This window comes from Streptomyces sp. NPDC091412 (assembly GCF_044756885.1).
Classification (GTDB): domain Bacteria; phylum Actinomycetota; class Actinomycetes; order Streptomycetales; family Streptomycetaceae; genus Streptomyces.
Map to the genome: position 1 here is coordinate 40,596 of NZ_JBIVTV010000003.1, position 20,625 is coordinate 61,220.

Annotated in this window: 17 protein-coding genes; 13 read left to right on the top strand and 4 right to left on the bottom strand. The window is 69.5% G+C overall.

Annotated elements, in window-relative coordinates; all coding sequences use genetic code 11:
* The first annotated feature begins 42 nt into the window (after positions 1–42).
* From ACIQMV_RS08040 to ACIQMV_RS08075, 8 genes are all read left to right on the top strand, one after another.
* Complete coding sequence (locus ACIQMV_RS08040; RefSeq protein WP_401772784.1) at positions 43–627, top strand: PaaI family thioesterase; 585 nt, start codon at positions 43–45, stop codon at positions 625–627.
* Positions 624–1,175 (top strand): dUTP diphosphatase, encoded by a 552-nt coding sequence (gene dut, locus ACIQMV_RS08045; RefSeq protein WP_141357543.1) that lies wholly within the window; start codon positions 624–626, stop codon positions 1,173–1,175. Before ACIQMV_RS08040 ends, dut begins: the two co-directional genes overlap by 4 nt.
* A gap of 1 nt (position 1,176) precedes the next feature.
* The gene (locus tag ACIQMV_RS08050) at positions 1,177–1,944 is read left to right on the top strand and encodes a DUF3710 domain-containing protein (protein WP_141357542.1); all 768 of its coding nucleotides are present in this window, start codon (positions 1,177–1,179) and stop codon (positions 1,942–1,944) included.
* A 192-nt stretch (positions 1,945–2,136) separates the two neighbouring features.
* Positions 2,137–2,829, top strand: a complete 693-nt coding sequence (locus tag ACIQMV_RS08055) for an ABC transporter ATP-binding protein (RefSeq protein WP_402591959.1) — start codon at positions 2,137–2,139, stop codon at positions 2,827–2,829.
* A 364-nt stretch (positions 2,830–3,193) separates the two neighbouring features.
* Positions 3,194–5,737 (top strand): ATP-binding protein, encoded by a 2,544-nt coding sequence (locus ACIQMV_RS08060; protein ID WP_401772789.1) that lies wholly within the window; start codon positions 3,194–3,196, stop codon positions 5,735–5,737.
* Positions 5,734–6,417, top strand: coding sequence for a response regulator (locus ACIQMV_RS08065; protein ID WP_402591960.1), 684 nt, complete (start codon positions 5,734–5,736; stop codon positions 6,415–6,417). The genes ACIQMV_RS08060 and ACIQMV_RS08065 overlap by 4 nt, the downstream gene beginning before the upstream one ends.
* 41 nt (positions 6,418–6,458) lie before the next feature.
* Positions 6,459–6,857, top strand: a complete 399-nt coding sequence (locus ACIQMV_RS08070) for an OB-fold nucleic acid binding domain-containing protein (RefSeq protein ID WP_141357534.1) — start codon at positions 6,459–6,461, stop codon at positions 6,855–6,857.
* A 3-nt stretch (positions 6,858–6,860) separates the two neighbouring features.
* Positions 6,861–7,628: a DUF3159 domain-containing protein gene (locus ACIQMV_RS08075; RefSeq protein WP_402591961.1), complete on the top strand. Its 768-nt coding sequence runs from the start codon at positions 6,861–6,863 to the stop codon at positions 7,626–7,628.
* Between the two features lie 86 nt (positions 7,629–7,714).
* On the opposite strand, the gene ACIQMV_RS08080 is transcribed toward ACIQMV_RS08075, so the two are convergent.
* Both ACIQMV_RS08080 and ACIQMV_RS08085 read right to left on the bottom strand, forming a co-directional pair.
* Positions 7,715–8,383 carry a TrkA family potassium uptake protein gene (locus ACIQMV_RS08080; protein ID WP_141357530.1) on the bottom strand — a complete coding sequence of 223 codons (669 nt, stop codon included), beginning with the start codon at positions 8,381–8,383 and terminating at the stop codon, positions 7,715–7,717.
* Positions 8,383–9,054, bottom strand: coding sequence for a TrkA family potassium uptake protein (locus tag ACIQMV_RS08085; RefSeq protein ID WP_141357528.1), 672 nt, complete (start codon positions 9,052–9,054; stop codon positions 8,383–8,385). Before ACIQMV_RS08085 ends, ACIQMV_RS08080 begins: the two co-directional genes overlap by 1 nt.
* A 410-nt stretch (positions 9,055–9,464) precedes the next feature.
* Here ACIQMV_RS08085 and ACIQMV_RS08090 point away from each other — a divergent pair, with 410 nt between their 5' ends.
* The 4 genes from ACIQMV_RS08090 (at position 9,465) to ACIQMV_RS08105 (ending at position 15,389) form a co-directional block, all read left to right on the top strand.
* Complete coding sequence (locus ACIQMV_RS08090) at positions 9,465–11,525, top strand: APC family permease (protein ID WP_402591962.1); 2,061 nt, start codon at positions 9,465–9,467, stop codon at positions 11,523–11,525.
* A gap of 110 nt (positions 11,526–11,635) precedes the next feature.
* Entirely contained in the window at positions 11,636–13,021 is a 1,386-nt protein-coding gene (locus tag ACIQMV_RS08095; RefSeq protein ID WP_402591963.1) for a class I SAM-dependent RNA methyltransferase, read from the top strand.
* Between the two features lie 779 nt (positions 13,022–13,800).
* Positions 13,801–14,235, top strand: coding sequence for a hypothetical protein (locus ACIQMV_RS08100; RefSeq protein ID WP_402591964.1), 435 nt, complete (start codon positions 13,801–13,803; stop codon positions 14,233–14,235).
* Positions 14,236–15,026: 791 nt separating this feature from the next.
* Positions 15,027–15,389, top strand: coding sequence for a hypothetical protein (locus tag ACIQMV_RS08105; RefSeq protein WP_402591965.1), 363 nt, complete (start codon positions 15,027–15,029; stop codon positions 15,387–15,389).
* A gap of 122 nt (positions 15,390–15,511) precedes the next feature.
* Here ACIQMV_RS08105 and ACIQMV_RS08110 read toward each other — a convergent pair whose 3' ends face one another.
* Complete coding sequence (locus ACIQMV_RS08110; protein WP_402591966.1) at positions 15,512–16,180, bottom strand: nucleotidyl transferase AbiEii/AbiGii toxin family protein; 669 nt, start codon at positions 16,178–16,180, stop codon at positions 15,512–15,514.
* 5 nt (positions 16,181–16,185) lie between these two features.
* Positions 16,186–16,578, bottom strand: a complete 393-nt coding sequence (locus ACIQMV_RS08115; RefSeq protein ID WP_402591967.1) for a hypothetical protein — start codon at positions 16,576–16,578, stop codon at positions 16,186–16,188.
* Positions 16,579–17,224: 646 nt separating this feature from the next.
* On the opposite strand from ACIQMV_RS08115, the gene ACIQMV_RS08120 reads away from it, so the two are divergent.
* Complete coding sequence (locus ACIQMV_RS08120; RefSeq protein WP_402591968.1) at positions 17,225–20,593, top strand: type ISP restriction/modification enzyme; 3,369 nt, start codon at positions 17,225–17,227, stop codon at positions 20,591–20,593.
* The last annotated feature ends 32 nt before the right edge of the window (positions 20,594–20,625 follow it).

Sequence of the window (20,625 nt, forward strand, 5' to 3'; positions counted from 1 at the left end):
CGGTGTCGGGCGCACGCCGACGCGCGGGTAAGGTCTGCGCCTGTGAGTGGTAGTTCCGCAGCTCTTCAGCCCCCGCCCGACGCCGTTGATCCGGTCAGGCACCCCGACGCCCCCGCCCCCGGCGAACTCCTCGGCTCGCACTACGCGGCGTGTTTCGGCTGCGGCGGGGAGCAGCCGCACGGGCTGCACCTCCAGGCGCGGGCCGGCGAGGGTGTCCGCATCACCGCCGAGTTCACCGTGCAGCCCGCCCACCAGGGCGCGCCCGGCCTCGCCCACGGCGGGGTCCTCGCGACCGCCCTCGACGAGACCCTCGGCTCGCTGAACTGGCTGCTGCGGACGATCGCCGTGACCGGGCGGCTGGAGACGGACTTCGTGCGCCCGGTGCCGGTCGGCACCACCCTGCACCTGGAGGCCGAGGTCACCGCGGTGGCCGGACGGAAGATCTACTCCAGGGCCACCGGACGCGTCGGCGGCCCCGACGGCCCGGTCGCCGTCCGCGCCGAGGCCCTTTTCGTCGAGGTCAAGGTCGACCACTTCGTCGATCACGGCCGCGACCGGGAGATCCAGGCCGTCATGAACGACCCGGACCAGGTCCGTCGCGTCCGCGCCTTCGAGGTGAACCCGTGAGCCGTGAGCCCCTGAACGTCCTGATCCGGCGCGTCGACGCCGACGTGCCGCTTCCGGCGTACGCGCACCCCGGTGACGCGGGTGCCGATCTGCGCACCACCGTGGCGTGCGAACTGGCGCCGGGGGAGCGCGCCGTACTGCCCACGGGTGTGTCTGTCGCGCTCCCGGAGGGGTACGCGGCCTTCGTGCACCCGCGATCCGGACTCGCCGCCCGCTGCGGTGTCGCCCTCGTGAATGCCCCGGGGACGGTTGATGCCGGGTACCGTGGGGAGATCAAGGTGATCGTGGTGAATCTCGACCCGCGCGAGTCCGTGCGGTTCGAGCGCTTCGACCGGATTGCCCAACTGGTCGTCCAGCAGGTCGAGAGGGTCCGCTTCCAGGAGGTGGCGGAGCTTCCCGGCTCGGCGCGGGCCGAGGGGGGCTTCGGGTCCACCGGCGGCCACGCCGCCGTGGACGGCGCGAGCGGCACGAACGGTCGGGCCGCCGTTGGCGGACCGGCGGGTGGGAATCGATACGCTTCGGTCGTATCCGACCGGGAAGGACAGTGACGTGTTCGGACGTCGCAAGAAGAAGGGTGCCGCCGAGGACGCGGCCGGCGAGGCCGAGCAGGTCGTCGACAGCGTCGACACCGAGGCGGACGTAGACGTGGAGGGCGAGCGCGAGCGTGTGAGGCTCGAGCCCGAACCGCGGCCCGACGGGCCCTGGGACGGCTCCGAGGTGCGCGAGCCCGCCGAGGGCCGTGTGGACCTCGGCGGCATGTTCGTGCCCGGCGTCGAGGGCATGGAGCTGCGGGTCGAGGTCGCGGGCGACGCGATCGTCGCGGCGACCGTCGTCCTGCACGACAGCGCCATCCAGTTGCAGGCCTTCGCCGCGCCCAAGCGCGAGGGCATCTGGGGCGAGGTGCGCGAGGAGATCGGCAGCGGCATCACCCAGCAGGGCGGCATCGTCGACGAGGTCGAGGGGCCGCTGGGCTGGGAGCTGCGCGCGCAGGTGCCGGTGCAGCTGCCGGACGGCACGGGCGGTTACCAGGTCGTGCGGTTCGTCGGCGTGGACGGTCCCCGCTGGTTCCTGCGCGGGGTGATCTCCGGGCAGGGCGCGGTGCAGCCGCAGGCGGCCGGACTGCTCGAGCAGATCTTCCGGGACACGGTCGTGGTCCGCGGCGAGGGCCCGATGGCGCCCCGCGACCCGATCGTCCTGAAGCTGCCGAACGACGCGCAGATGGTGCCCGAGGGCGTCCAGCAGGACGAGGGCCAGTCCCGCTTCTCCGGCGGGATGGGCCAGCTCCAGCGCGGACCGGAGATCACCGAGGTCCGCTGAGAACGGTCATCGACAGGGCTCAGGGCCGTACCTTCCGGGTGCGGCCCTCCGTTGTGCGGGGGCTTCTCGGCGGTCCCGGCCGGAAACCTTCGCGGACATCCGTCCGTTTGGATGGTGACCGGGTGTTGAAGGGACGGGCGCGGCTGGTGATACTGGCGCCCGGTCCACGGGGGACGGGAACGGGGAGGGCACATGAGCCAGGTGATCACCGAGACCATGGTGCGCGTCGAGGACGTCCACAAGTCGTACGGACAGGGGGCGGCCGCCGTGCACGCCCTGCGCGGAGTCTCCTTCGAGGTGCCGCGGGGCGAACTGGTCGCCCTCAAGGGCCGCTCAGGCTCCGGCAAGACCACGCTGCTCAACATCGTCGGCGGGCTCGACGAGCCGGACCGGGGACGGGTCCACGTCGAAGGCCGCGAGCTGTCCGAACTCGGCGAGGACGGCCTCCTCGCCCTGCGCCGGGACCGCATCGGGTTCGTCTTCCAGTCCTTCGGGCTCATCCCGATCCTCACCGCCGCGGAGAACGTCGGCGTCCCGATGCGGCTGCGCCGCGCCGATCCGCGCGCCCGGGAGGAGCGCGTCGAGCTGCTGCTGTCCCTGGTCGGCCTCGGCGACCACGCCCGGCAGCGGCCCGGTGAGCTCTCCGGCGGCCAGCAGCAGCGCGTGGCCATCGCCCGCGCCCTCGCCAACGAGCCGGCGCTCCTGATAGCCGACGAGCCGACCGGCCAGCTCGACGCGGAGACCGGCCACGCCGTGATGGAGCTGCTGCGCGCGGTCGTCCGCAGCGAGCGGGTCACCGCGCTGGTCGCGACCCACGACGCGACCCTCCTGGACCTCGCCGACCGGGTTCTGGAGCTGCGCGACGGCAAGATCGTCGAATCGTGACGCCCTGGCGCCGTACCGCTGCCGCGTCGTGACGTCGCGTCGTGACTCGTGACGTGATGCCGTGACGTCGCGTCGTGACGTCGTGACGTGATGCCGTCCGACGTCGTGACGTGATGCCGTGACGTCTTGACGTCGTGACGTGATGCCGTGACGTAATGACGTAATGACGTGATGACGTGATGCCGCGCCTCGCGCCGTGACGCTGTGGCGCCCTCACGTCGTAAGCCGTGACGCCGTGCACGTCAGGGTTGCGTCAAAGACGGCCATCCGCCCCCGCGCGACCCCTTATGTCGCGAATATCGGCCGTAAGGTCGACGCGGCACACACACGGCATGCACAGCCGTGACGGGAAGACAATGGGGCCATGGGACGCGGCAAGCTACGGATCTACCTCGGTGCGGCACCGGGCGTCGGCAAGACGTACGCGATGCTGTCCGAGGCACACCGCCGGGTGGAGCGGGGCACCGACTGTGTCGTGGCGTTCGTCGAGCACCACGACCGGCTGCGCACCGAGGTGATGCTGCACGGCCTGGAGCAGGTTCCGCGCAAGGTACTGGAGTACCGCGGGACCACCTTCACCGAGATGGACGTCGACGCCGCGCTGCGCCGCGCCCCGGCCGTCGCCCTGGTGGACGAACTCGCCCACACCAACATCCCCGGCTCCCGCAACGCCAAGCGCTGGCAGGACGTGGAGGAACTGCTCGCGGCCGGCGTCGACGTCATCTCCACGGTCAACATCCAGCACCTGGAGTCCCTCGGCGACGTCGTCGAGTCGATCACGGGCATCCGGCAGCGCGAGACCGTCCCGGACGAGGTGGTGCGGCGGGCCGACCAGATCGAGCTGGTCGACATGTCGCCGGAGGCCCTGCGCCGCCGGATGGCGCACGGCAACATCTACAAGCCGGAGAAGGTCGACGCCGCCCTGTCCAACTACTTCCGGCCCGGCAACCTCACCGCGCTGCGCGAACTGGCCCTGCTGTGGGTGGCCGACCGGGTCGACGAATACCTCCAGCGCTACCGCAGCGAGCACCAGGTCTCCAAGATCTGGGGCTCGCGCGAGCGGATCGTGGTCGGCCTGACCGGCGGCCCCGAGGGGCGCACGCTGATCCGCCGGGCGGCCCGGCTGGCGGAGAAGGGCGCCGGAGGGGAGGTCATGGCCGTCTACATCGCCCGCAGCGACGGACTGACCTCCGCCTCCCCGAAGGAACTGACCGTCCAGCGCACCCTCGTGGAGGACCTGGGCGGCACCTTCCACCACGTCGTCGGCGACGACATACCGGCCGCGCTGCTCGACTTCGCCCGCGGGGTCAACGCCACCCAGATCGTGCTGGGCTCCTCGCGCCGCAAGACCTGGCAGTACGTGTTCGGACCGGGCGTGGGCGCCACGGTGGCCCGCGAGTCGGGCCCCGACCTCGACGTGCACATCGTCACCCACGGACAGGTCGCCAAGGGGCGGGGGCTGCCGGTGGCCCGCGGTGCCCGGCTCGGCCGCGCCCGGATCGTCTGGGGCTGGACGGTCGCGGTCGCCGGACCGGTGGCCCTCGCGCTGCTGCTGAACGCCGGGGACCTCGGCCTGGCCAACGACATGCTGCTGTTCCTGGCCCTGACGGTGGCCGCGGCCCTGCTGGGCGGGCTGCTGCCGGCGCTCGCCTCGGCAGCCGTCGGATCGTTTCTGCTGAACTACTACTACACCCCGCCCCTGCACCGGCTGACCATCGCCGACCCCAAGAACATCGTCGCCATCGCGATCTTCGTCGGGGTCGCCGTGTCCGTGGCCTCCGTGGTGGACCTCGCGGCCCGCCGCACCCACCAGGCCGCCCGGCTGCGCGCCGAGGCGGAGATACTGTCGTTCCTCGCGGGCAGCGTGCTGCGCGGCGAGACCAGCCTGGAAGCGCTCCTGGAGCGGGTCCGCGAGACCTTCGTCATGGAATCGGTGGCGCTGCTCGAACGGCAGAGCGACGTGGACCCCTGGACCTGCGCCGGCCGCGTGGGCACGGGCGGACCGCTCCAGCGCCCGGAGGACGCCGACGTGGACATGCCCGTCGGTGACCACATGGCGCTCGCGCTGACCGGACGGGTGCTGCCCGCCTCCGACCGCCGGGTGCTGGCCGCCTTCGCCGCCCAGGCCGCCGTCGTCCTGGAACGCCGGCGCCTCCAGGAGGAGGCCGACCAGGCGCGCGCCCTCGCGGAGGGCAACCGCATCCGCACCGCCCTGCTCGCCGCCGTCAGCCACGATCTGCGCACGCCGCTCGCCGGGATCAAGGCGGCCGTCTCCTCGCTCAGGTCCGAGGACGTCGAGTGGTCCGAGGAGGACCGCGCGGAGCTGCTCCAGGGCATCGAGGAGGGCGCCGACCGGCTCGACCACCTCGTGGGCAACCTGCTGGACATGTCCCGCCTCCAGACCGGCACGGTCACCCCGCTGATCCGCGAGATCGACCTCGACGAGGTGGTGCCGATGGCGCTGGGCGGGGTGCCCGAGGACAGCGCGCACCTGGACATCCCGGAGTCCCTGCCGATGGTCGCCGTCGACCCCGGGCTGCTGGAGCGCGCGGTTGCCAACCTGGTGGAGAACGCCGTGAAGTACAGTCCGCCGGACGAGCCGGTGCTGGTGTCCGCCAGCGCCATGGCCGACCGGGTCGAGGTCCGGGTCGTGGACCGCGGGCCGGGCGTCCCGGACGAGGCCAAGGACCGTATCTTCGAGCCGTTCCAGCGGCACGGCGACGCCCCGCGCGGAGCCGGCGTCGGCCTCGGCCTCGCCGTGGCGCGCGGCTTCGCCGAGGCCATGAGCGGCACGCTCAACGCCGAGGACACACCCGGCGGCGGTCTGACGATGGTCCTCACCCTGCGGGCCGTGAAGAGCCTTCGCGTCCCCGCACGACTCGCCGAACCAGAAAGGCAAACCACATGACGCGGGTGCTGGTGGTCGACGACGAGCCGCAGATCGTGCGCGCCCTCGTGATCAACCTCAAGGCACGCCAGTACGAGGTCGACGCCGCCTCCGACGGCCGGACCGCCCTCGACCTCGCCGCCTCCCGCCACCCCGACGTGGTCGTCCTCGACCTCGGCCTGCCCGACATGGACGGCGTCGAGGTGATCAGGGGCCTGCGCGGCTGGACCCGGGTGCCGATCCTGGTGCTGTCCGCCCGCCACTCCTCCGACGAGAAGGTCCAGGCGCTGGACGCGGGCGCCGACGACTACGTCACCAAGCCCTTCGGCATGGACGAGCTGCTGGCCCGGCTGCGCGCCGCCGTCCGCCGCGCCGAGCCCGTCGGGAACGGCGAGGACGGCGTGCTGGTGGAGACCGAGGACTTCACCGTCGACCTGGCCGCGAAGAAGGTCAACCGGGGCGGCAAGGACGTACGGCTCACCCCGACCGAATGGCATCTGCTGGAGGTGCTGGTGCGCAACACCGGCCGGCTCGTCAGCCAGAAGCAGCTCCTCCAGGAGGTGTGGGGGCCGTCGTACGGCACGGAGACGAACTATCTGCGCGTGTACATGGCACAGCTGCGCAGGAAGCTGGAGGCCGACCCCTCGCACCCCAAGCACTTCGTCACGGAGCCGGGGATGGGCTACCGCTTCGAGAAGTGAGCGGTTACGTCGCCCTCGGGGCGCCCCGGTACGCTTCAGACATGAGTGCTGTTCCTCGTTCCGAAAAGCCGGCGGGCCGCTTCCGGCGCATGCTCGACCGGCTCTCCTCGTCGCAGGAGGACCTGGAGTCCGAGGAACTGCGGGAGGACGCCGAGACCGCGGGCTGTACGCGGATCGGCGACTGCACCGACCGGCAGATCGTCACGGTTACTGGTACCTTGCGCACGGTCACCCTGCGTCCACGTGCCGGAGTCCCGGCCCTGGAGGCCGAGTTGTTCGACGGCACGGCCGCCCTGGACGTGGTGTGGCTCGGCAGGCGCTCCATCGTCGGTATAGAACCGGGGCGCAGGCTGATCGCATCGGGCCGGATCTCGATGAGCCGTGGCCGCCGGGTGCTGTTCAACCCCAAGTACGAACTGCGACCCCTCGGACGGGAGTAGCCGGTGACGTCACTCGACAAGCCGACCCAGGACACGACTGCCGAAGACGATGCCCGGGCGGTGACGGAGGCCGCGCTGTTCGAGGCGTTCGGCGGGGTGCGGGGCATGGTCGAGACGGTGCTGCCCGGCCTGCTCTTCGTCACCATCTTCACGATCAACAAGGACCTGCACTGGTCGGCGATCGCCGCGCTGGTCGTGTCGCTGCTGCTGGTCGTGGTCCGGCTGGCGATGCGGGACACCGTCAAGCACGCCTTCAGTGGTGTCTTCGGCGTCGCCTTCGGTGTCGTCTTCGCGATGATGACCGGCAACGCCAAGGACTTCTACCTGCCGGGCATGCTCTACACGCTGGGCCTGGCCGTGGCGTACATCGTGACCACGCTGGCCGGGGTCCCGCTGATCGGCCTGATGCTCGGACCGGTCTTCAAGGAGAACCTCTCCTGGCGCACCCGCAACCCGGGCCGCAAGAAGGCCTACGCCAAGGCGAGCTGGGCCTGGGGCCTGATCCTGCTCGCCAAGTGCGCGATCCTCTTCCCGCTGTACTGGTGGGCCGACACCACGAAGTTCGGCTGGGTCCTGATCACGCTCAAGATCCCGCCGTTCCTGCTGGCGGTCTGGCTGACCTGGGTCTTCCTGGCGAAGGCGCCCGCGCCCATCGACGTGTTCGCGGAGATGGAGGCGGAGGAGAAGGCCGAGGAGGAGCGCAAGGCGGCCCTGGCACAGGAGGAGCCCGGCGAGGAACCGGCCGCCGGCCGTCACCGCCGCCAGAGCTGAGCGTCGCCGCCAGACCTGAGCACCGCCCGTACGAACGGCGAGGGGCGCCCGGATCTCCGGGCGCCCCTCGCCGTTCGTACCGGGCGTCAGCGTTCCCGGCGGACCGACAGCAGGTCCTCCAGCTGCTCCTCACGGGCCTGAGCGGCCACGAACAGCAGCTCGTCACCCGGCTCCAGGGAGTCCTCCCGGGACGGCGTGAGCACCCGGGTGCCGCGGATGATGGTGACCAGCGAGGTGTCCTCGGGCCACTCCACGTCCCCGACCTGGGTGCCGGCCAGCGCCGACTCCTCCGGCAGGGTCAGCTCCACGAGGTTGGCGTCGCCGTGGCTGAAGCGCAGCAGCCGGACCAGGTCGCCGACGCTCACCGCCTCCTCGACCAGCGCGGACATCAGACGCGGGGTGGACACCGCCACGTCCACGCCCCAGGACTCGTTGAACAGCCACTCGTTCTTCGGGTTGTTCACGCGGGCCACCACCCGCGGCACGCCGTACTCCGTCCTCGCCAGCAGGGAGACGACCAGGTTCACCTTGTCGTCGCCCGTCGCGGCGATCACCACGTTGCAGCGCTGAAGCGCCGCCTCGTCCAGCGAGGTGATCTCGCAGGCGTCGGCCAGCAGCCACTCGGCCTGCGGCACGCGCTCGACCGAGATGGCGGTCGGCGCCTTGTCGATGAGAAGGACCTCGTGGCCGTTCTCCAGCAGCTCGCCCGCGATCGAGCGACCGACCGCGCCGGCACCGGCAATGGCGACCCTCATCAGTGACCGCTCTCCTCTTCCGGGCCCTCGGCGAACGCCGCCTCGACCTTCTCCACGTCGTCCGTCCGCATCATCACGTGCACCAGGTCGCCCTCCTGGAGCACCGTCTGCGAGCTCGGCAGGATCGCCTCGCCGAGGCGGGTCAGGAACGCCACCCGGACGCCCGTCTCCTCCTGGAGTCTGCTGATCTTGTGGCCCACCCACTTCGGGGAGGCGTGCACCTCGGCGAGCTGGACGCCGCCGGTGGGGTCGCGCCACAGCGGCTCGGCGCCCGAGGGCAGCAGCCGGCGGAGCATCTGGTCGGCCGTCCAGCGGACCGTGGCCACGGTCGGGATGCCCAGACGCTGGTACACCTCGGCGCGGCGGGGGTCGTAGATGCGGGCCGCGACGTTCTGCACGCCGAACATTTCGCGGGCCACCCGCGCGGAGATGATGTTCGAGTTGTCGCCGCTGGAGACGGCCGCGAAGGCACCGGCCTCCTCGATGCCCGCCTCGCGCAGGGTGTCCTGGTCGAAGCCGATCCCGGTGACCCGGCGGCCGCCGAACCCGGGGCCCAGCCGGCGGAAGGCGGTGGGGTCCTGGTCGATCACGGCGACCGTGTGCCCCTGTTGCTCCAGGGTCTGGGCGAGAGCGGAGCCCACTCTCCCGCAGCCCATGATGACGATGTGCACGACCGTCCTTCCGATGTCAATAGCGACTGCTCAGTCCCATCAGGGTCTCAGACAGAGGGACAAGCTACACATGCCCGGTTCGGGGCGGGCACCCTCCTACCGCATCCTTAACGCCTCCGCCGTGGGCGGCGTCTCACCCGGCCTCGAAGGGCCGGCGCCGAGTGATGCTGCGCACGCTGCGCAGGGTCAGGAATCCGAGGCCGAGCAACGCGGCGGCGGCACCGATCAGCTCCGCGGTCGAGGACATGGGGCCTCCGGGGGGTCGGCGGGGAGCGGGGTCCGGACATCTGGGCACGGCGCTCACCCCACCTGCGGAATCCGCAGGGTCCCGGGTACCGGAATTCACCCGTGAGGCAGATCCGGGACGGCAGGTGCACGACCCGGGGGGTTAAGGCCTACGATCCTCTGTTGTGTCCAAACTGACCGACGTGCCCAAACGTATTCTGATCGGGCGCGCACTGCGCAGTGACCGGCTGAGCGAAACGCTCCTGCCGAAGCGCATCGCCCTACCCGTCTTCGCCTCCGACTCGCTGTCCTCCGTCGCGTACGCGCCCGGCGAGGTCCTGCTGGTCCTGTCCGTCGCGGGCGTGTCGGCGTACCACTTCAGCCCCTGGATCGCGGTCGCGGTCGCCGTGCTGATGCTGACCGTGGTCGCCTCCTACCGGCAGAACGTGCACGCCTACCCGAGCGGCGGCGGCGACTACGAGGTGGCGACCACCAACCTCGGCCCCAAGGCGGGCCTGACCGTCGCCAGCGCTCTGCTCGTCGACTACGTCCTGACGGTCGCCGTCTCCATCTCCTCCGGCATCGAGAACCTCGGCTCCGCCGTCCCCTTCGTGGTCCAGCACAAGGTGCTGTGCGCGGTCGTCGTGATCGTGCTGCTGACACTGATGAACCTGCGCGGCGTGAAGGAGTCGGGCACGCTCTTCGCGATCCCCACGTATGTGTTCGTCACCGGTGTCTTCATCATGATCGCCTGGGGCGCCTTCCGCGGACTCGTCCTCGGCGACACCATGCGGGCGCCGACCGCCGACTTCCACATCAAGGCCGAACACCAGGGGCTCGCCGGGTTCGCCCTCGTCTTTCTGCTGCTGCGCGCCTTCTCCTCCGGCTGCGCCGCGCTCACCGGCGTCGAGGCCATCTCCAACGGCGTCCCCGCCTTCCGCAAGCCGAAGTCCAGGAACGCGGCGAGCACGCTGGCGATGATCGGCCTGCTGGCCGTGACGATGTTCTGCGGCATCATCACGCTGGCCATGACGACCGGCGTCCGCATGTCCGACAACCCGGCCGCCGACCTCCTGCGGGGCGGCGTCCCGGTCGGCCCGGACTATGTGCAGAATCCGGTGATCTCCCAGGTCGCCGAGGCCGTCTTCGGCAAGGGCAGCTTCCTGTTCCTCGTCCTGGCCGCGGCGACCGCGCTGGTCCTCTTCCTGGCCGCCAACACCGCCTACAACGGCTTCCCGGTGCTCGGCTCGATCCTCGCCCAGGACCGCTTCCTGCCCCGCCAGCTGCACACCCGCGGCGACCGGCTCGCCTTCTCCAACGGCATCGTGCTGCTCGCGGGCGCGGCCGCCCTGCTGACCGTCGTCTACGGCGCCGACTCCACCCGGCTGATCCAGCTCTACATCGTCGGCGTGTTCGTGTCCTTCACCCTCAGCCAGGTCGGCATGGTCAAGCACTGGAACCGCCACCTGGCCACCGAGCGGGACCCGGCGAAGCGCAGCCACATGATCCGCTCCCGCGCCATCAACACCTTCGGGGCCTTCCTCACCAGCACGGTGCTGGTCGTCGTCCTCGTCACCAAGTTCACCCACGGCGCCTGGGTGGCCCTGCTCGGCATGTGCATCTTCTTCGCGACGATGACCGCGATCCGCAAGCACTACGACCGGGTCGCCGAGGAACTCACGGCCCCCGACGGTCCGGGCGACGACACCGTCCGGCCCTCCCGCGTCCACTCCGTGGTCCTCATCTCCAAGATCCACCGTCCCGCCCTGCGCGCCCTGGCCTACGCCAAGCTGATGCGCTCGGACACCCTGGAGGGGCTCACCGTCAACGTGGACCCGGCCGAGACCCGGGCGCTGCGCGAGGAGTGGGAGCGGCGCGGCATCGACGTACCCCTGAAGGTGCTCGACTCGCCCTACCGCGAGGTCACCCGCCCGGTCATCGAGTACGTGAAGAGCCTGCGCAAGGAGTCCCCGCGCGACGCCGTCTCGGTGATCATCCCCGAGTACGTCGTCGGTCACTGGTACGAGCACCTGCTGCACAACCAGAGCGCGCTGCGTCTGAAGGGCCGGCTGCTGTTCACACCGGGCGTGATGGTCACCTCGGTGCCCTACCAGCTGGCCTCCTCCGAGGCGGCCAAGCAGCGTGCCCGCAGGCGCCAGGACTGGAACGCGCCCGGTGCGGTGCGGCGTGGCCCGGCCCAGGAGCGCCCGAAGGAGCCGAAGGAGTCGCCGGTCGCGAAGGGCTGACCGGCTTCCGCTCGGCACCGCACCTGATGGTGAACGGCCGGACGGCACCCACGTAGACTGGTGGGCTGTTGTCCGGCCGTACGCCTTTCCCGATCTGGAGTCACCCCACCATGCAGGCAGAACCGAAGAACTCGCAGGTGGGACCGGAGCCGGGCGGCTCGGGGGCGGGCCGGGAGCCTGGCGGCTCGCTGGTGGGGCGGGAGTACGAGGTCGAGATCGGCCCCGTCGCCCACGGCGGCCACTGCATCGCCCGTACCGCCGAGGGCCAGGTGCTGTTCGTACGGCACGCGCTGCCCGGCGAGCGGGTCGTGGCCCGGGTGACCGAGGGCGAGGAGGGCGCACGCTTCCTGCGCGCGGACGCGGTACGGATCATCGACGCCTCCAAGGACCGCGTCGAGGCCCCCTGCCCCTACGCCGGACCCGGCCGCTGCGGCGGCTGCGACTGGCAGCACGCCAAGCCGGGAGCCCAGCGCCGGCTCAAGGGCGAGGTGATCGCCGAGCAGCTGAAGCGGCTCGCGGGCCTCACGCCCGAGGAGGCCGGCTGGGACGGCACGGTCATGCCCGCCGAGGGCGACAAGCTGCCCGCGGGCGAGGTCCCGCAGTGGCGCACGCGCGTGCAGTACGCGGTCGACCCCGCCACGGGGAAGGCCGGCCTGCGCCGCCACCGCTCCCATGAGGTCGAGCCGATCGACCACTGCATGATCGCGGCGGAGGGCGTCAGCGAGCTGGGCATCGAGCGGCGCGACTGGACGGGCATGGAGTCCGTCGAGGCGATCGCGGCCACGGGCTCCCAGGACCGCCAGGTGATCCTGACCCCGCGCCCGGGCGCCCGCCTGCCGCTGGTGGAGCTGGACAAGCCGGTCTCCGTCCTCCGGATCGACGAGAAGACCGGCGGCGTCCACCGCGTGCACGGCCGCCCGTTCGTCCGCGAACGCGCCGACGGCCGCACCCACCGCGTGGGCGGGGGCGGCTTCTGGCAGGTCCACCCGAAGGCGGCGGACACCCTGGTCACGGCGGTCATGCAGGGCCTCCTGCCCCGCAAGGGCGACATGGCCCTCGACCTGTACTGCGGCGTCGGCCTCTTCGCCGGCGCCCTGGCCGACCGCGTCGGCGACAAGGGAGCGGTGCTCGGCATCGAGTCGGGCAAGCGCGCGGTGGAGGACGCCCGCCACAACCTCGCCGACTTCCCGCGCGTGCGCATCGAGCAGGGCAAGGTCGAGTCGGTCCTGCCGCGCACCGGCATCACCGAGGTCGACCTGATCGTCCTCGACCCGCCCCGCGCGGGCGCCGGCCGCACCACGGTCGCCCACCTCACCTCCCTCGCCGCCCGCCGCATCGCCTACGTGGCCTGCGACCCGGCCGCCCTGGCCCGAGACCTGGCGTACTTCCGCGAGGGCGGCTACCGGGTGCGGACGCTGCGGGCCTTCGACCTGTTTCCGATGACCTCGCACGTGGAGTGCGTGGCCATTCTTGAGCCTGCCGTGAAGGGCGCTTGACCTGCGGCTTTTTGTCGCAGGTGGGTCGACCGACCTGTTCCTCTCCATGCAGCGGGCCGAATGGATGGATCGATCCTTGAAGGTTGCCTGACCTGCGACTTCTTGAGGCAGACGGTCGCTTCGGCGGCGCTTTCAGGGGTTCCGTCGAGGAATCTTGACGCTCGGCTGACGCTCGCTTCGGGGCTCTGGGCGTTACTGGGGCCATCGCGGGATGATCTCGGTATCTCGCACCACACCGGGCAGCTCAGTTCTCGGAGTTCGAAAGTCAGTAACCGGGTGGGGGCCACTCGCACGGCACCGAGGCACACGACACGGTCGTCCTGGTCGTCGCCGAACTCGCCGCGAACCTCGTCCTCCACCGCCGCGTCCCGGGCGGTGCTTAGCCCCGCCCCTTTCCCACGACGAGAGTCTGGGCGTCGTCCGAATCGAGTTGACCGATATTCACCCCGCCCGGCTGGCGCGACCGGCTCCCGATCCGGACGAGGGCGGATGCCACAGATTGCTCCTTGTCGATGCGCTCGCCGCCGACTGGGGCGTACACGACAGCCCCGGCCCGGCAAGACGGTCTGGGCGGAGTGCACTACGGCGCCCTGTTTCATCCGGCCCGTCGGGGCCAGCAGCTATGGCGTTCGGTTGACCGGACGGTCGGCCCCGAAGCCACGCCCAGGGCATTACCGACCTGGGCGTGGGGTATTACGGTTGCTCTCCGAGCGGTGCCCTGACCGCTTTCGAGGGGGAAACGGTCGTCGCACAGGGCATCGGGGGTGAGGGGAGCCGCCGTGCAGGCGCTGTATGCCGTCAGTTTCGACATCCGGTCCGCCCAGGAGCAGCCGGGCCACGTCTACGAGAGCCTTCGCGGCCATCTCGCCGACTGGCTCGGCCACCACGGACGTGTACCGGCACCGTCGGTGACCGAACTCGACAGGGATGGCCGGGCGGTGCTCGCCGGCAAGATTCCCGGCCATGGTGACCGCACAGTGAGCTGGACCGTGGCGGGCGACGAACTCACCCGCGCCCTGCGCATGACCATCCACCAGCCGCTGTCTACGGGACCGGCCCAGTTTGTCACCCGGGTCACGGTCTCCCAGTCGGGGGAAGGCGGCGGGCTCAGAATCGTCATGGGCAGGGAGATCCCCGACGGCTGGATAGCGCCGGTGCAGGATCCGCCGCTCAAGCGCCCCAACCTGCTGCGGGCAGTGCTCGGCGACGAGTAACTCGAAGTGCGGGTGCTGAGCCAGCTCGCCACGGGGCGATACGAGAGGATCCGGGAGGAGAGTCACGCTGACGTACTCCTCGACGTCCTGGCGCTGCGCACGCGCCTCCCTATTCTCCTGATGCACCCCAGGGACCAGACGGGATGGAGCGCGGCGGCCGACGCTTCGGGACAACTCGCGGGCCTGGCCCAGGTGGTGACCCTGAACTACGTGACCGCACAGGCCGTCCGCCGGGCTCACGAGCAGGTGGCCGTACCCAGCGGTGGCGCCCGGCTGGTCTGGCCCGACCTCGGCCTGGAGCACCCCGCCTACTCACGGGAGGAGGTGTCTCAGACGTCCTTCGTGGAACGGTGGCTGATGCCATCGCTCGCCCACCTCTCTGTCATCGCCCGCGGCAGTGACACGGCGTGGGCGCGTGCGCGACAGGCGTCGTACCGCGCGGGAGCACGCAGGGCCGCGGAGCAGTTGTCGCGCGCTAAGGCCGCCGGAGACACGACCGCCGAGCTCGAAGCGCTGCAGAAACGTGTCCGGCAGCTCGAAGAGGACGCCACATCCTGGGAGGACATGGCACAGAGCTGCATGGAGGAACGCGACAAGGCGCGAGCCGATGCCGCCACCGCTGAGGGGCCCTGCGTCAGGACCGGGACTACTGGAAGAACGAGTACCTCAACCTGTCGAAGGGCGGGAGCGGGCGGACGGCCACATTCGACGCCTGGAGCGAGATCCCTCCTCTGGGAACGGATGCCGTACCCACTTTCGAAGCTCTCGCCAAGGCATCGGAGGAGCACATCGTGTTCACGGCGAGAGCGGCGCGCGCCTGGAAGGACTCCCGCTACCCGTACCCCCAGGAGATGACCGACCGGCTGACCGCCCTCACGCAGGCTGCGACGGACCTGTACTCCAATTCCGGCAGGATGCCCAGGCTGGTCCAGTGGTTTTACGACAACCATGGACTGAAATTCGCGCCCAACGACGAGAAACTCAGCAAGGACAAGGACAAGCGCTACTTCATGTTCAACGGAAAGCGTTGGGACGGACTGCCGCACATCAAGGTCCGGGACGCCGTCTCGCCCAGTGAGGTCGGACGCATCTACTTCGCCCTCGACTCCGAGGAGAAGCGGTTCATCGTGAACCATGTGGGACTGCACTTGTAGCCGGCCCCGGCGGGCACCTTGGATCTGTGGGCACTCATGGTGACCACCCTGGCACTGTACGGTACGGCGGATTTCAGCGCGCAAGCCCCGCAGTCTCACCGCGAGCCCTCATCCGGACGTGATCAGTCGATGTGCGGATCATCGGACTCTTCGAGGAGACGGGCCGCAAGGTCGGCGGCCCACTCCACGGCCCAGGCGCGGAGAGCGGTGATCGTGGCGTCATCAATCCCATAGGCGGCAAAGGCTTCATCGTCGGTCCACTCGGCGCCCGTGAGGTTCGCCTGCAGATCCTCGCGCTCGAAGCGGCCGCGGGCGTGGCGGCGGCCGAACTCTTCGAGCTCGGCATTGGTCCAGCGGCGGGAGGCTGCGAACACGTCGATCAGGTCGCGGGGCGCTCCGCGGTCGGCGAGGGCGCGGACCTTGGTCCCGATCACGTCCTCCTCCGCAAGGACGGGGCCGTACGGGCTCCGGGCCACCGGCCGCCAGAAGATCTCCTTGAGGATGTCGACTTCGCATTCCTGTCCGGTGGCCGGGTCGGTCACGGTGAAGCGGGCGGACAGCGGGGCGGTCTCCAAAGCGTGCACCTTCCAGCCGCGGGCTTCCAGGCCGGCGCGCAGCGTGGCGGCGATGTCGGCCATGGGTGCCGGGTTCTCGGTGGCGACATCGAGGTCCTGGCTGGGGCGGTTCACGAGGCGGTGTGCCCGCACGGCGTATCCACCGGTGAGAACCAGTGGATATGGGGAACCGAGCGCGATCACATCCGCCAGGAGCCGCTTGTGCAGCTCCGGCATGTCCGTCACGCGGCCGCCCGGGTGCGCGAGGCGAGCTCGGGGAAGGCGTCCTCCCATACGGCGCGCACGGTGCGGCCAACGAGGGCGCGCAGCACTGGCCACAGATGGAGGAGCAGGTCCTGGTTGAGGTAGCGGGGCAGGTCGTCGTGCAGGCCCTCGTGCAGGACGGTGCGGTACAGGCCCATACGCTGGCGCGGCTTGCCCAGGTCGTACGAGGTCATCCCGGACCAGGCCAGGTGCAGCGGCAGATCCACGACACCGTGTGTCGGCCCGCGCAGCTCGTCCAGCGACTCCGGCAGACGGCGACGGAACTTCTCCCGGTACAGCGCGAGGTCCTCGGCGTCCGCTCCCGAGACGTCCCTTGGGGTGGGTGCGGGGTGCTGTGGGCTGGAGGGCATGACTCCATTATGGCGGCCGGAGACGTTGCGAGTGACATGATGAGCGAGTTGGCGTCCGGAGCGAGCGGGGGGTGGATCTCCTGGTGAGCTGGTTGCCGCAGTCTGCTATTCCGTGAGCGGTGCTGACTCCTGGCAGTCCGCCGGGCGCTGGTCCCGTCCTCGGGGAGCCGTCCGTCCAGCGGGTTAGTTAATGCGTATGGCGGCAAGCATCTGTAGGACTTTCGAGAGGCGGGGCAGAGGGGCCGCTCGCCTTCGGTGATTCGCACACTGTGAATCGCTGCGGTGACGGAATGAAGGAAGAATTCCAGCACCGCGGTAGTAAATCGGGAATGGCGTCCCGAGAGCGCCTTCCCGCCTGAGGGGGCGGTCAAGGAGGCTCTGGACGTCTCTTCCCGACTAACAACCGTCCCTCTTTTCCCAGCGGTTACGGAACGCGCCGTCCGTGCCCGCGCGCGCCCCCCCGTGCGCACTGAGCCGATCCTTTCGCCTCCAACAAGCTGTGTCTGCGGTGATCCACAGCCCGCGTCCACAGCTTGGAGGGGACAAGGTGCCGGAGGAGTGGATACGGACTCTCGTGTCGGACTTTGGGTCCGAGTGCAGGGAGCGTCTGCGGGTCAGCGACACGGAGGCGTCCATCAGCCTGCCGGTGGCGAAGCTGGTGGAGACATTCGGGGCGCGCTGGAAGCTGCGTCCTCGCCTTCATCCTGAGTATTCCTTGCCCGAGGCCCGGGTGCGTCCGGATTACGCGGTGGAGACATCTGGGCGCATCACCGGGTTCCTCGAGCTGAAGGCCCCGGGGCACGACGTCACGCCTGACGGCTTCACGAAGCGGGACCGGGAGCAGTGGGAGCTGATGCGTCGACTGCCGAATGTGCTGTATAGCAACGGTCACACCTGGTGCCTGTACCGAGGCGGGGCGCGGCCACTGCGCACGGTTCGGCTCGAAGGTGATCTGTACCGGTCCGGCAGCCGGTTGCGTACCAGTGCAGCCGACGGAGCGGCGTTTCGCGATCTGTTGCGGGAATTTCTCGGGTGGCAGCCCCGACACATCACGACTGTTGGCCAGTTGGTGTCGTCTATCGCTCCGCTGTGTCAGTACTTGCGCGAGGAGGTGCTGGAGCAACTCGCCCTCGAACGCAGAACGCCAGACGGTACTCGCAGCCCACGGCTTGTCCCCAAGCCGTTCACCGCCTTGGCACACCACTGGAGCAGGGTGCTCTTCCCTTCAACCGATGGGCAAGACCCCGATCACCTCTTCGCCGACCGTTACACCCAGACGATCGCCTTCGCCCTGCTGCTGGCCCGTATCGAGAACGTACCGCTCGCCGACCGCAACTTCGTTGATGTTGCACATGAGTTGAAGGCAGAGAACACGGTCATGGGTCGAGCCCTGCAGTTGCTGACGGAGACGGTGGACGCCGAGTTCGCCCGCCGAATCGACACGCTCGTGCAGGTCATCGACGCTGTCGACTGGGAGGCGATCCGAGCACGGACGCCCGACGCCCACGTTCATCTCTACGAGGATTTCCTCCAGGAATACGACCGCGATCTGCGTAAACGCTCCGGCACGTACTACACCCCGCCCCGTCTGGTGAAGGAGATGGTTCGCTTCACCGACGCAGTCCTGCGTACCCGCCTGGGCTGTGTGGAGGGCTTCGCCGACGAGCAGGTGACGATCGTCGACCCCGCCATGGGCACCGGCACATTCCTCAGCGAGATTATCGACAGGGTCGCCGAAGAACGCTCCCGCCGCGGGGAGGGTTTCCGCGGCGAAGCGGTGGAACAGCTGGCGGGCCGGCTGATCGGCTTCGAGCGTCAGATGGCCGCCTACGCGGTCGCCCAGATGAGGATCACCCAGACCCTCCGTAAGCAAGTCACCGACACTCAACTCGGCGATCTGCGGCTCCATCTCGCCGACACCCTCGCAGACCCCTACGAGAGGGCCACGCTCTTCACGTTCCTGCCCGATGGCGATCCTCTGGTCGAGAACACCCGCAAGGCGGACTGGATCAAGCGCGAGCAGAAGGTCACTGTCATGATCAGTAACCCCCCGGACCGGGAGAGAGCCGAGGGGGAGGGCGGCTGGGTGGAGAAAGGGCGCGAGGGGGATGACAAAGCACCCCTGCTCGATGCCTTCCGCCTCGGTGGCAGAAACGGAGTACACGAGAACAAGCTCAAAAACCTGTACGTCTACTTCTGGCGCTGGGCCACTTTCAAGGTCTTCGAACAGCACCGTTCCGAGTCGGACCGCGGAATCGTCGCCTTCATCAGTACCGCGGGCTTCCTCAGCGGGCCCGGTTTCCGAGGGATGAGGAAATACCTGCGTGAGACTTGTTCCGAGGGCTGGATCATCGATCTCAGCCCGGAGGGTATCCAGCCACCTTTACGGACACGCCTCTTCGAGGGCGTTCAGCAGCAACTGACGATCGCCGTGTTCGTCCGCAGCAGAGCTGACACCGAACCTGCCCATATCAGGTACGTCGCCCTGGACGGCAGCACTCGTGAGGAGAAGTACGCGCAGCTCGAGACTCTCGGGCCGGACAGTGACCAGTGGCGCCCGGTGCGTCAGGATGCCCATGCTCCGTTCACGCCTGCGGCCATCGGAGCATGGGATACGTTTCCCGCATTGGATGATCTGCTGCCATGGACAGTGCCCGGCATCTTGCCCAAGCGGACGTGGGTCTACTCCGCGGACCCCGATACGCTGCGCTCCCGGTGGCGGAGGTTAACCGCCGAGACGGACCTGGCCGAGAAGCGTGCCTTGTTCAGGGAGACCAAAGGCGGCCGTAACATCGACCGGCCGGTCAAGTCGCTCCCGGGATCGGCACAGCGAAGGCGGTCGATGCTGGAGGCGGGTCCCGAGTGTCCGGAACCGGTGCCTGTGGCCTTCCGCCCTTTCGATCGGCAGTGGATCATCCCGGACAACAGAGTCCTTGACAGGTGCTCGCCGGAGCTGTGGGAGAACCGGGCCGAGGGCCAGATACACATCGTGGAGCTGCACTCAGAACGGTTCGGTGACGGCCCCGCCACGCTGTTCACCGCGCTGATGCCGGACATGCATCACTTCGCCGGCTGGGGTGGTGGCAGGGTGATCCCCTTCCTGCAGAAGGACGGCACCCCCAATGTGACCCCCGGCCTTCTCCAGCACCTTCGTAACTCCTTCGGCGGTCTGGCTGTCACCGCCGAGGACTTGCTCGCGTACATCGCCGCGATCACGGCCCACCCTGGTTTCCGGTCCCGCTTCGATGACGAACTCACCACCGTCGGCGTCCGCGTACCGCTCACCGGTGACGCCACGCTGTGGTCGGAGGCGCTGCACATCGGGCGGAAGGTGATCTGGGCCTCCACCTTCGGAGAGAGACTCGTGGACCCCGTGGCGGGGAGGCCCGGCGGACCCCAGGAGGTCTGGACGACCGCACAGCTGGCGATCACGTATCGGAGACAGGTCGGCAGGGACGAACTACCCGAGAGTTTCGTCTATGACTCCGACCGTCTGGAACTCCACTTCGGTCAAGGAGTTTTCGGTGCGGTGACTCAGCAAATGCGGGATTACCAGGTCAGCGGACAGAACGTTCTCGACGGCTGGTTGAAACGCAGGACGGGACCGCCGTCTCGCAGAGCCGTCAGCCAGCTGGACCACATCCGGCCCGAGCGGTGGCTACCTGCCTGGAGTGAGGAACTCCAGTACGTGTTGTCCGTTCTGTGGCATCTGGTCGAGCTGCAGCCGGCGCAGAATGAGCTGCTCGACCGTGTTCTCATGTCACCGCTGGTCAGCGTCGCCGAGTTGCAGCGTCGGAACGTCCTGCCCGTCCCGGACAACGCCCGGCGTTCTGCTCCCGCACCACTACAGACCGACCCTATCCCCGGGACCGAGGGGATCGAGGGGCGTGAGCCGCACGCCGTAAGGCCACTCACCGCAGAGAGGAGCTCTCCGGCCGACGCTCCCACGCTGCCACGGAGGAGTAGGAACACCGGCGCCGCGCAGTCGTCCCGCAGAAAGCGACAAGATCCGTAGAGCTCTTGATGAAGGTGACGCGCCTGCCGTAC